Annotated in this window: 10 protein-coding genes; 6 read left to right on the forward strand and 4 right to left on the reverse strand. The window is 75.3% G+C overall.

Annotated features, from left to right (window positions below):
- Nucleotides 1-78: 78 nt before the first annotated feature.
- From BUE29_RS01495 to BUE29_RS01520, 6 genes are read left to right on the forward strand one after another with little or no spacing between them, the layout of a single operon-like run.
- Nucleotides 79-462, forward strand: coding sequence for a VOC family protein (locus tag BUE29_RS01495; protein ID WP_143167922.1), 384 nt, complete (start codon nt 79-81; stop codon nt 460-462).
- Entirely contained in the window at nt 459-2,030 is a 1,572-nt protein-coding gene (locus BUE29_RS01500; protein WP_073385035.1) for an AMP-binding protein, read from the forward strand. The genes BUE29_RS01495 and BUE29_RS01500 overlap by 4 nt, the downstream gene beginning before the upstream one ends.
- Nucleotides 2,027-2,875: an acetylglutamate kinase gene (argB, locus tag BUE29_RS01505; protein WP_073385037.1), complete on the forward strand. Its 849-nt coding sequence runs from the start codon at nt 2,027-2,029 to the stop codon at nt 2,873-2,875. Before BUE29_RS01500 ends, argB begins: the two co-directional genes overlap by 4 nt.
- Entirely contained in the window at nt 2,872-4,113 is a 1,242-nt protein-coding gene (locus tag BUE29_RS01510; RefSeq protein WP_073385039.1) for a condensation domain-containing protein, read from the forward strand. The genes argB and BUE29_RS01510 overlap by 4 nt, the downstream gene beginning before the upstream one ends.
- Nucleotides 4,110-7,502 (forward strand): non-ribosomal peptide synthetase, encoded by a 3,393-nt coding sequence (locus BUE29_RS01515; RefSeq protein ID WP_073385042.1) that lies wholly within the window; start codon nt 4,110-4,112, stop codon nt 7,500-7,502. The genes BUE29_RS01510 and BUE29_RS01515 overlap by 4 nt, the downstream gene beginning before the upstream one ends.
- Nucleotides 7,499-8,338: a tryptophan 2,3-dioxygenase gene (locus BUE29_RS01520; RefSeq protein WP_200799984.1), complete on the forward strand. Its 840-nt coding sequence runs from the start codon at nt 7,499-7,501 to the stop codon at nt 8,336-8,338. Before BUE29_RS01515 ends, BUE29_RS01520 begins: the two co-directional genes overlap by 4 nt.
- Nucleotides 8,339-8,389: 51 nt before the next feature.
- Here BUE29_RS01520 and BUE29_RS01525 read toward each other — a convergent pair whose 3' ends face one another.
- Genes BUE29_RS01525 through BUE29_RS01540 form a run of 4 tightly spaced genes read right to left on the reverse strand, consistent with a single transcriptional unit; the run spans nt 8,390 to nt 11,044 of the window.
- Nucleotides 8,390-9,121 carry a thioesterase II family protein gene (locus tag BUE29_RS01525; protein WP_073385044.1) on the reverse strand — a complete coding sequence of 244 codons (732 nt, stop codon included), beginning with the start codon at nt 9,119-9,121 and terminating at the stop codon, nt 8,390-8,392.
- Nucleotides 9,118-9,846 (reverse strand): sulfotransferase-like domain-containing protein, encoded by a 729-nt coding sequence (locus BUE29_RS01530; RefSeq protein ID WP_073385047.1) that lies wholly within the window; start codon nt 9,844-9,846, stop codon nt 9,118-9,120. Before BUE29_RS01530 ends, BUE29_RS01525 begins: the two co-directional genes overlap by 4 nt.
- Complete coding sequence (locus tag BUE29_RS01535; protein ID WP_073385050.1) at nt 9,843-10,136, reverse strand: acyl carrier protein; 294 nt, start codon at nt 10,134-10,136, stop codon at nt 9,843-9,845. Before BUE29_RS01535 ends, BUE29_RS01530 begins: the two co-directional genes overlap by 4 nt.
- Nucleotides 10,133-11,044, reverse strand: coding sequence for a thioesterase domain-containing protein (locus BUE29_RS01540; protein ID WP_143167923.1), 912 nt, complete (start codon nt 11,042-11,044; stop codon nt 10,133-10,135). The genes BUE29_RS01535 and BUE29_RS01540 overlap by 4 nt, the downstream gene beginning before the upstream one ends.
- Nucleotides 11,045-11,131: the final 87 nt, after the last annotated feature.

The following is an 11,131-nucleotide window of genomic DNA, read 5'->3' on the forward strand; positions in this document are numbered from 1 at the left end:
CCGGACGGCGTCGCCGTTCCACGACCGGCGTGGGGACGGTGCCTTACTATGTCGCAGACCCGAGGGGGGAGCCGAGCCGTGCCCATGACGATGCGCAACATCGCCGTCGACTGCGCCGACCCGTACGAGCTGGCCACGTTCTGGAGCTCGGTCGTCGGTCGACCGCTCCTCGACGAGGACGAGCCCGGCGATCCGGAGGCCGTGATCGTCATGCCCTCGGGTCCGGCCCTGTTCTTCCAGCGTGTGCCCGAGCCCAAGGTCGGCAAGAACCGGTTGCACGTCTGCCTCACCGCCGAGGACACGGTCCAGGCCGACGTCGACCGGCTCGTCGGACTCGGTGCGCGTCTGGTGCAGGACCGTCGCACACCCGACGGTCGCGGGTGGGTCGTCCTCGCCGACCCCGAGGGCAACGAGTTCTGCGTCCTGCGCGGCCCCGGCGACCCGGACCCGACGCGGGCATGAGCCTCGCCGAGCGCTTCGATCGCTCGGTGCGCGACCACCCCGACCGGCTGGCGCTCGTGTGCGGCGGGGAGGACCTGACCTACGGCGCGCTGGACGAGGCGGTCGGCGCGATGGCCGGTCACCTCGAGCCGTACCTCGCGCGGCGACCGGAGGGGGCACCCGGTCGCGTCGGGCTGGCGACGAGTCGCACGCCCGCCACGTACGCCTGCTACCTCGCGGTGCAGCGGCTCGGCGCCACCGCCGTGCCCGTGAACCCGCGCCTCTCGGCCACGCGCAACGCCGCCGTGCTGGCGGCGGCCGGCGTGGACGTGCTGTGTGTCGACGCGTCGACCGGCCACGCCCGCGCCGACCTGATCGAGCAGGTGGCGGCGCCGGTCGCCGACCTCGGCGACGGCGCGTGGCGCCGGGCGGGGCAGGGTCCCCGTCGCGACCCTGCCCGGGTCGCGTACCTGTGCTTCACGTCGGGCTCGACCGGACGACCGAAGGGCGTCCCGGTGAGCCAGGAGTCGGTCACCGCGTTCATCGACCACATGATCCCGCTGTTCGGGTTCACCGCGAGCAGCCGCGTCGCCCAGACCTTCGAGCTCTCCTTCGACGCCGCGCTCAACGAGCTCTACGGCGCGTGGGCGGCCGGCGGTGCCCTGTACGTCGCGACGCACGCCCAGGTGTTCGACCCGGTCGCCTTCGTCGCCGACCACGAGCTCACCCACTGGCTCAGCGTGCCCTCGCTCGTCGACCTCGCCCGTGCCGCCGGCACACTCGAACCCGGCGCGCTGCCGCACCTTCGGCACGTCATCGTGGGCGGTGAGCAGTTCACCCCGGCGCAGGCCAGGACATGGCGGGAGGCGGCGCCCGCGGCGACCGTTCACAACGGTTACGGCCCGACCGAGCTCGCGCTCCTGTGCACCGCGTTGTCGATCGCGCCGGGGGAGCCTCTCCCCACCGACGGCGCGGGGACGATCCCGATCGGCTCGCTCTTCCCCGGGCTGCAGGCCGTCCTCGCCGACGTCGCCGACGACGGCACGGTGGGCGTCGACGCCGACACCGGCGAGCTCTGCGTGCGCGGCGTCCAGCGCTTCGCCGGCTACCTCGACCCCGCCGACGACCGCGGCCGGTTCATCGCCGCCGACGGCGACGGCCACCGGCTGCTCGCCGACGGCGAGACGATCTCGCCCGAGCACTTCTACCGAACCGGTGACCGCGTGGCCCGCGGTCCGCACGGCTTCGTCCACCTGGGCCGCGTCGACGACCAGGTCAAGATCGCCGGGTTCCGGGTCGAGCCCAGCGAGGTCGAGGCGCTGCTGGCGGCCCACCCCGACCTGACGTCGGTCGCCGTCGTCGCGGCCGCCCGTCCGGGCAAGGACGGCGCCCCCGGGGTGCCCCGCCTGCACGCCCTGTACACCGCCACCGACGACATCGGCCGGGCCGAGTTCGTCGAGCTCGTCGCGGCCCTGCCGCTCTATCTGCGGCCCGACACCTACACCCGCCTGGAGCGCATGCCGTTGTCCCCGCACGGCAAGGTCGACCGGCGTGCCCTGGCCGGTCTCGTCGCGACGGCCCGACCGTGAACCTCGCCGATCTCGTCGTCAAGACCAGCGGCGACCGTCGCGTCGGACTCGACGGACTCGCCGAGGACGTGGCGGCGCAGGTGGCCGGTGGCCGACGGGTCGTCGTCGTGCACGGTGGGCAGGACCGCATCCGCGAGCTCGCCGAGCGACTCGGCGTCGCCGACGAGACGTTGACGTCGCCGAGCGGCGTCGCCTTCCGCCGCACCGATCCGGCGATGCTCGAGGTGGTCACGCTGGCGCTGACCGGTTCCATGCGCGGCGAGGTCCTGACGGCCCTGCGTGGCGCAGGCCTGCGCGCGGTCGGCCTGGGCGGGGCGGACGGCACCGTCCGGGCCCGACGCAAGCCCGCACCGCGGGCCGTCGTCGACGGTCGCACGATGGCGGTCCACGACGACCACAGCGGACGGCCCGAGTCGGTCGACACGACCGTGCTGGCGGCGCTGCTGCGCGCCGGGGTGGTCCCGGTGCTGTCGCCCCCGGCGGTGGCCGAGGACGGCGGCCTGGTCAACGTGAACGCCGATCGGGTGGCGGCCCTCGTCGCCGTGGCGCTGGGCGCGCCGGAGCTCGTCCTGCTCACCGCCACCGACGGGGTACGCGCCGATCCCACGGATGCCGGGAGCCGGATCGACGTCCTCGAGACCGACGCGCGCGGCCGCACCCGCACCGCCCGCATCACGGGCGGCATGACCGGCAAGCTGGTCGCCGCGGCCGACGCGCTCACCGGCGGCGTCGCGGCGGTACGTGTCGCGGACGGCAGGATCGCGCACCCGGTTCGCGACGCGCTGTCCGGCGGTGGCACGCGGGTGCGTCTCGCGCACGCCGTGGCCATCGGCAGTGACTCGTGACCGACCGATGGGTGCTGCCCGCGTCCTTCGCCCAGGAGCGGCTCTACCTGCTGGCACACATGCCGTCGGCGCGCATCGACGCGTACACGATCACCGGACGGCTGACCCTGCAGGGCCCGCTCGACCACGACGCGCTGCGGGCGGCGGTGGCCGACCTGGTCGCGCAGCACGACGTCCTGCGCACCGGCCTGCGCGCCGACCGGTCCGGCCGGATCGAGCAGCACGTGTGGGCCGAGCGCCCCTTCCCGGTGGCGATCGAGGACCTGCGGCACGAGGCGGACCCGTCCCTCGCCGCGGCCGCGCGGGCAGCCGCCGTGGAGGGCGCGGTCATCGACCTGCACGACGGCACGGTCTGGCGACTCTGGCTGGGCCGCACCGGACCGGAGAGCCACGTCCTGGCGCTCGTGGTCCATCACGCCGCCGCGGACGCGGTGTCGATGCGACTGCTCCTGGACCAGCTCGCGGCGCACTACCGCGCGCACCTGGGCGTCGGCGTCGCTCCCGGCCGACCCGCCCTGCAGTACGCCGACTTCGCGGTGTGGCAGCGCGACACCGCGGCGGCGGGTGGCTTCGACGATGCGCTCGCCTTCTGGACGCAGCGTCTCGGCCGACTGGCCCCGGCGGACGTGCCCGCCGGGGGGACGGGACTGACGCTCCCGCTGGACATCGATCCGGCCGCGCTCGCGACGGTCCGCAGCGCCGCCGCCCACACCGGCGGCACGGCGTTCACCGTCCTGCTCACCGCGTTCGTCGCGGGCCTGCGGCGGGCGGCCGACCCACCCGGTGACATCGCGGTGCTGGTCCCCGTCGCCGGGCGGGACCGCCCCGAGCTCGAGGAGGTCGTCGGCTGCCTGGTCGACAACGTCGTCATCGTCGTGCCGTCCGACGCCGCCGACCTGGCCGGGCAGGTGCGCGCCGGATGGGCCGACGCGCTCGGCCACGCCACCGTGCCGTTCGATCTCGCGCTGCGCCGCTGCCCGCCGCAGCACCGCGCGGCCCTCACCCGAACGCTGTTCAACCTGCGACCGACCCTGGCCGGGTCGCACTCCTGGACACCGGAGCTGACAGCCGGGATCGCCCCCGAACCGCCCCCGCCGGCGTCCTTCGGCCTGGCCGTCCAACTGGCCCTCACCGCCGACGGCGCGGCCCGTGGCCATCTCGTCACCGCAGCCGGCGGTGTCGCCGACACCGTCGCCCGCGACCTGGCCGACCGTCTCGCGAGGGCGGAGCCGACATGACCTCGTCCGGACTCTCACCGGAGCAGCGACGGCTGCTCGAGCAGCTGCTCGACGCCGAGACCACCCGTCCTGCCTCGCAGTACCCGCCCCGGCCCGGCGACCCCCGGCGCGCCCCGCTCACGTCCGACCAGGAACGGATCCTGCTGCTCGAGGAGTGGGAGCCGGCGTCGGCGCGCTATGTCCTGGCCGCGACGATCGGGTTCGCCGGACCGATCGACACGCGACGTTTCGCCGACGCGGTCGCCGCGGTGGTCGACCGGCACGAGGCGCTCCGAACGGGGATCGTCGTCGACGCCGACGGCACGGCGTTCCAGACCATCGCCGCACCGGGCTCGGCGCCGCACGTCGAGGTGCATCCCGCGGCGGCCGTGGACGAGGTCGTCGCGAGCCTGGTCGGCACACCGTTCGACCTCGCCCGGCCGCCCCTGGTCCGCGCGGCGATCCTCGACGCCGGGGCCGGCGCCCCGCACCGCGCGGTGGTCGCCGTCCACCACGCCGTCGCCGACGCCGTGTCGCTCGAGATCGTGCTGCGTGATCTCCTCGCCCACTACCGCGGCGACGCCCTCTCGCCGGTCGCGCCGGTCCGCTACGCCGACATCGCGTACTGGAGCACGGCCCGGCGCGCCGAGGCGGCGACCACCCACGGCCGGTACTGGCAGCACACGATGGCCGACGCCGGCGCGCCCGTCGTGCGGGCCGACCGGTCCGTGCCCGACTCCGACCGCCGCCCGGTGCCGTTCCGCCTCGACGCCGACGTCGTCGAGCTGCTCCGGACCGCCGCCGGGGCCGGCGGGCCCTTCGCCGTCCTGCTCGCCGGCTACGCGACGGTGCTGAACCGATGGGCCGGCGAGCGGGACGTCGTGGTCGCCGTCCCGACCTCGCTACGACGCACGGCCGACGTGCAGGACGTCGTCGGGTTCCTCGTCGGCACCCTGCCCGTCCGCATCCCGCTGCACCGCCGCGAGCCGTTCGCCCGCACCGTCGCGCGGACGCAGCAGACGGTGCTGGACGCGCTGACCCACGAACTCCCCCTCGCCGACGTGCTGCACGCGGTCGCCCCGACCGATCGCGCGACCCTCGGCAGCCTGCGCTACGCGCTCACCTACACCGACGTCGCCGCCGCACCGTTGCCGCCCGGGGTGACCGTCGAGCCCATCGCGGCAGCGGCCAAGTTCGATCTGGAACTGCACGCCGCGCCCGAGCCGGACGGTGGCGTGCACGGCTGGTTCGAGTTCGATCCGAGAGCGCTCGACCGTGGCACCGTGCTGCGCGTCGCCGCCTCGCTGGCCGGGCTGCTGCGCGCCGCGGCGGACGCGCCGCAGACCCCGACGGGGCGACTGCCGCTCGCCGCGTCCGTCGAGCTGGCCGCGGTGCTCGAGACCGCGATGTCCGCGGCTGCCCTGGCGGTCGACTCGCCGCCGGTGCTGCAACGGCTCCAGGAGGTCGCCGCCGATCGGCCCCACTCCCCCGCGCTGGTCGACGACGGCACCGCCGAGGTCGTGACGTATGCGCTGCTGCTCGAGCGGGCACGGCGCGCCGGGTCCGCACTGCTCGCCCGGGGGGTGCGCCCGGGTGACGTCGTCGCGGTGCAGCTGCCACGCGGACCGGAGCTCGTCGTCGCGCTGCTGGGCATCCAGGCCGCGGGCGCGGTGCCCTTGCCGATCGACGCCGAGCAGCCGCTCGCGCGCCGCGACCAGGTCGTGGCCGACAGTGCGGCGGTGCTCCTGGTGGCCGACCCGGCGACGGTGGCCGGCCTCGCCGATCACGAGGGACCGCTCGCCCCGCTGCCGGCCCGCCGGCCGGCCGATCCCGCGTACGTGCTCTACACGTCGGGCTCCACCGGTCGCCCGAAGGGTGTCGTCAACACCCACGGCGGCCTCGCCAACCGGCTCGCGTGGATGCAGGCGCGGTACCCGATCGGTCCCGGCGACGTCGTGCTGCAGAAGACCTCGGTCGGCTTCGACGTGTCCGTCTGGGAGCTGTACTGGCCCCTCGTCACCGGCGCGACCCTCGTCCTCGCCGCACCCGGACGCCACCGCGACCCGACCTACCTGTGGGACGTCCTGCGCCGGCACGACGTCAGCACGTGCCATTTCGTCCCGTCCATGCTCGCCGCCTTCCTCGACGCCCGGCCCGCCGAGCCGGCGCCGCGACGCCTGGCCCGGGTGTTCTCCAGCGGCGAGGAGCTCACCGCGCACCTCGCAGCCCGCTTCGTCGAGCTGCTGCCGGGGACCACCCTGCACAACCTCTACGGACCCACCGAGGCCGCCATCGACGTCACCGCGCACGACGTCACCGCGCACGACGTCACCGCGCACGACGTCACCGCGCACGACGTCACCGCGCACGACGTCACCGCGCACGACGTCACCGACGTCACCGACGTCGACCGCGGCGGGGGCGTGCCCATCGGGCGACCCACGACCGGGAACGCGGCGATCGTCCTCGACGACGACCTCGGCCCGTGCCCGACCGGCGTGGTGGGCCAGCTCCACCTCGGCGGCGGCCAGCTCGCACAGGGCTACCTGCACCGACCCGGGCTGACCGCCGCCCGGTTCGTCCCGTCGCCCGTCCCGCTGCCCGGACCCGCCGGCGGCCCGGGCGCCCGGCTCTACGCGACCGGCGATCGCGTCCGACTGCTCGCCTCCGGCGAGCTGGAGTACCTCGGCCGCGCCGACGAGCAGGTGAAGATCCGCGGCAACCGGGTCGAACCGGGTGAGGCGGCGGCCGCGCTGCGCGGTGCCCCCGGGGTGGCGGACGCTCGCGTGGTGGTGCGCCGCGACGTCCGCGGGCCCCGGCTGGTCGGGTTCGTGGTCGCGGCGAGGCCCGGCGACGACCCGGCCGGCGGCGCCCGCGCCTGGGTCGCGCAACGGCTGCCCGGCTACCTGGTCCCGGCCGCCGTGCTCACCGTCGTGTCCTGGCCGGTCACGGCCAGCGGCAAGCTCGACGTCGCGGCCCTGCCCGACGACGAGGCCGGCACGACCGGGTCGGGGAACGCGCCGCAGACGGCGACGGAGCTCGCCGTCGCCGAGCTGTGGGCCGAGCTGCTCGGCCGGCCGGCGGACGCGTTCGGCCTCGAGGACGACTTCTTCGACGTCGGCGGCGACTCGTTGGCGGCGGGCTACCTCGCCCGGCGACTCGCGGCGCGGCTGGACGCCCCGGTCGCGCTACGCGACGTCATGGCGCATCCCCGGCTGGGCGAGCTCGCGGCCCGCGCCGAGACGGCCCGGTCGGGTCCCGCCGCCGCCGAGCGGCCGATCGTCGCCGTGGACCGCGCCCGTTATCACCGGCCCGATCCCGACCCCGTGCCACCGTGTCCGCGCGTGGTCCCACCCGGTGCGGCCGCCGACCCCGGCCGCACCGACACCGTCGACAGGAGCACTCCGTGACCGACCCCGTGCAGGACACCGACACGGGCCCGCTCAGTGCGCGCGAGCGGGCCGCCCGCGCGGACGCGTCGGGCGGCGAACCGATCGGCGCGGTCGAGACGCGCAGCCCCTACCTGGACTACGAGCACATCGACACGCTCCTGTCGCTGCAGACCCCGCGCACCGCCGAGCCCGCCGAGATGTCCTTCTTCGTGATGGGACAGGTCAAGGAGCTGCTGTTCAAGCTCGCCCACCACGAGTTCGCGGCTGCCCGCGACCAGCTCGCCGCCGACGACATCGCCGGGGCGCTGTGGACGATGCGCCGCGCGGCGCCGGTCCAGCGGATGCTGCTGGAGGCGTGGCAGTCCCTCAGCCGGCTGAGCCCGGTCGAGTTCGCGAACTTCCGCGACGCACTCGGCGCGGCGTCCGGCGTGCAGTCGGAGATGTACCGCCGGCTGGAGATCGTGCTGGGGCACCGGCAGATACATCCGAGCCTGCTCGACACGCCTGGTCTCGGGGCGGCGCTGCGCGACGAGCTGTCCCGGCCCAGCCTGTACGACGAGGCCGTCCGGCTCGTGGCGCGGCGCGGCTTCCCGGCGGCACCCGATGACCCGGCGGCCCTGCGGCACGCCTGGGCCGAGGTGTACCGGGCCGGTGGCGAGCTCGCGCTGCTGGCCGAGGCGCTCAGCGACGTCGCCTTCGCGTTCCACTCCTGGCGGGCCGTGCACGTGCTGGTCGTGGAGAAGATGATCGGCGACCTGCCCGGTAGCGGCGGGACGAGCGGGCTGGCCTGGCTGCACGAGGTCAACCGGCACCGGTTCTTCCCCGAGCTCTGGGCCGCCCGAGCCGGTCTCTGACCGCGCGATCCGCGCGAGCCGCCGCGTCGCGCCGCGGGTCGGTGTCACCCGTCAGTCGAGGACGGCCCGCACGAGGTCGGCCACCGCCGCAACCTGGTCGTGCACGAAGAAGTGGCCGCCGGGGAGCACGTGCTCGCGGAAGGGCCCGCGCGTATAGGCCGACCACCGGCGCATGGTCTCCGGCCGTGCGTGGTCGTCGGCGCTGCCGGCGACCGCGACCACCGGGCAGTCCAGCAGCGGCGCCGCGGCACGGTGGTGCCGCGCCACCCAGGTCAGGTCGGCGCGGATCGCCGGCAGCATGAGCTCCAGCAGCACGGGCTCGGCCAGCGCCTGGTCGGGTATCCCGCCGACGCTACGCAGGAACTGCACGACGTCCGCGTCGCTCATGGTCTCGACGTCGCCGAAACCGCCGGTCGGCGGATCCGACGGGGGCGGACACCCCAGGACCAGGAGCGCCGCGGGGGTCGACGCACCACGCCCGGCCAGGCCGATCGCGACCTCGAGGGCGAGCTGGGCGCCCATCGAGTGACCGAGGAGCGCGTACGGCACCGCCGCCGTCGCCACGTGCGCAGCCACCTGGTCGACGACATCGGCGACCCGGAACGCCGGCGGCTCGTCCAGCCGACTCTCCCGCCCGGGCAGGCGCAGCGACACGACCTGGACGTCGGGCGCGAGCTCGGCGATGTAGGGGAAGAAGACGGCGGCACCCCCGGCGGCGTAGGGGAAGCAGAAGACCTGCGACGGAGCCGGTCGTCCCGCCAGGAACCACTCGCTCGCGCTCACGCCCGCAGCCGCGTGGCGTGGAGTCGGTCGTAGAAGGGTCGGTGATGGGCGAGGAAGCCCGCCAGCACCGGATCGGTGTCGGTCGTGCGGGCATAGCTGGTCGCGGTCGCGACGAAGCCGGTGGTCTCACTGGTGGCCGCGTGCCAGCGCGCGGTGCGCTCCCATGCCGGGAGCGTTCCGGCCGCCCATTCCAGCGCGTCGGGTCGCGGGTCCAGCCCGACGGCGGCACAGTATGCCGCGACCAGCGCCGCGGGGGCGGTCACGAGATCGTCGGCGTCGAGGACGATCGGCTCGGCACCGGCCGCGACCGCGTGGTCGTGGATCTCGGCGAGCCGCTCGATGCCCACCTCGGCGCAGGTGAGCCGGGGATTGAGCGCGGCGTGCGACGCGATCGCCGCTGCGGGCTCGCGAATGATGAATGTATGCGTCACCCGCGCCAGGAACTCGCGGCCGGCGAGGAGGTCGGGGTAGCGGAAGTCGGTGGTGTCCTTGAAGAAGACGTCGCGCTCGGCGGCGAGCTCGAGCAGCCGCGCCATGAGCGCGGCCTCGGAGGTGACCTCGACACCGGCGACCTCGGCGACACCGAAGTCGATGACGTGGGAGAAGGGCTCGTGCACCACCAGCACGTCGCCGCGCTGGGTCATCATGCGCAGGAAGGCCGTCGAGCGCGAGCGGGGCGCGCTCCAGAGGGCGATGAGCCGGCCGCCGTGCGCGGCGTCGGTCACGAAGCCAGCTGATCGAGCCAGCGCTGGTACAGCTGCTCGACCAGCGTGGCCTGCTCCTCGATCGTGACGTGCTCGAACAGGTCGGCGACCGGGACGGGGAACCCGAGGCGCTCCTGCAGCCGGGCCGCGAGGGTGAGCGCGGCCTGCGAGTAGCCACCGAGCTCGAAGAAGCTCACGTCGGTCGGCGGGTCGGTGAGGTCGAGCAGCTCGCACCAGAGCTCACGGACCAGCGCGAGGGAGTCGGCGCTCGATCCGGCAGCAGCCGCGCCGGGGGTGGTGCCGTCGGTCATGCGGGGCTCCCCTTCGTGTTCTGCTGGTGGACCTCCTGCAGGACGCGGGCCACGTCGTGGACGGCCGGCGCACGAAGGAGACTCCAATGATCGGCCACGATGCCACATCCGTCGACCTCGCCGCCGGAAACCCGCCGCCAGGGTTCGAGCAGCTCGGTGGCGGTGTCCAGCGCCCACACGACGCGGACCGCGGGCCCGCCGGGGGAACTGCGATGCCGCTCGAGCGCGGCGGCCGCGTTGCGGTGGATCGTGAGGCGCGCGGCGAGGTCGCTCTCGTCCGGGCCGAGGCCGCTCGTGTCCAACGCCGCGGCGGCCGCGGCAACGAACGCGGCGTCGTCGGCGTCCCACGCCAGGCGCACGACGTCGTCGGCCAGCGGCGCTGAGCGGGCCAGCTCCTCGGCGAAGCCGACCCGCAGCTCCACGTCGGTCGAACGCAGGCCGACCGAGCTGCCGGCACCGGCCGGCAGCGAGTCGATCGCGACGACGGTGCGATCGGGCGTGACCAGCCGAGCGATCTCGAAGGCCAGCACCGCTCCGAAAGACCACCCCGCCACCGTCGCCGCGCCGGTGCCGTCGAGCCTCGTGGCGTAGGACCGGGCCACGTCCTGCACCGTGGGCCGGCTCGGACCGCGCAGCAGCGCCCCCGCGTCGAGGCCCAACACCGGGAACGTCCCGCCGAGCGCGGCCACGAGAGCGGAGTAGCAGAACAGCTCGCCGCCGACCGGGTGCACGAGCACGAGCGGCGGTCCGTCGCCCGGACGCAGTGTCTCGACCTCGGCAGCGGGGCCGGCACCCGACCGGGCGGCGGCGAGCCGCACCAGCGCGCTGCGCTGCGCCGGGCTCAGCGAGCGGAGCCGTTCGCGGGCGGCCCGGACAGCCGGATCGGCAGGGTCGGGAGGTGCCGGCATGCCGTCACCGTAGGCCACCCGGCGCCGTCTCCGGGGCCTCGCCGACGGTGTCCACCGCCGCCAGCGGCTTCGACATGCCGGGCCGAG

This window comes from Jatrophihabitans endophyticus, from assembly GCF_900129455.1.
GTDB classification, from domain to species: Bacteria; Actinomycetota; Actinomycetes; order Mycobacteriales; family Jatrophihabitantaceae; genus Jatrophihabitans; species Jatrophihabitans endophyticus.

Excerpts from the sequence above, each read along its gene's own strand:
- BUE29_RS01540 (WP_143167923.1), bottom strand. The coding sequence starts at position 11,044 with ATGCCGGCACCTCCCGACCCTGCCGATCCGGCTGTCCGGGCCGCCCGC.
- BUE29_RS01515 (WP_073385042.1), top strand. The coding sequence starts at position 4,110 with ATGACCTCGTCCGGACTCTCACCGGAGCAGCGACGGCTGCTCGAGCAG.
- BUE29_RS01500 (WP_073385035.1), top strand. The coding sequence starts at position 459 with ATGAGCCTCGCCGAGCGCTTCGATCGCTCGGTGCGCGACCACCCCGAC.
- BUE29_RS01535 (WP_073385050.1), bottom strand. The coding sequence starts at position 10,136 with ATGACCGACGGCACCACCCCCGGCGCGGCTGCTGCCGGATCGAGCGCC.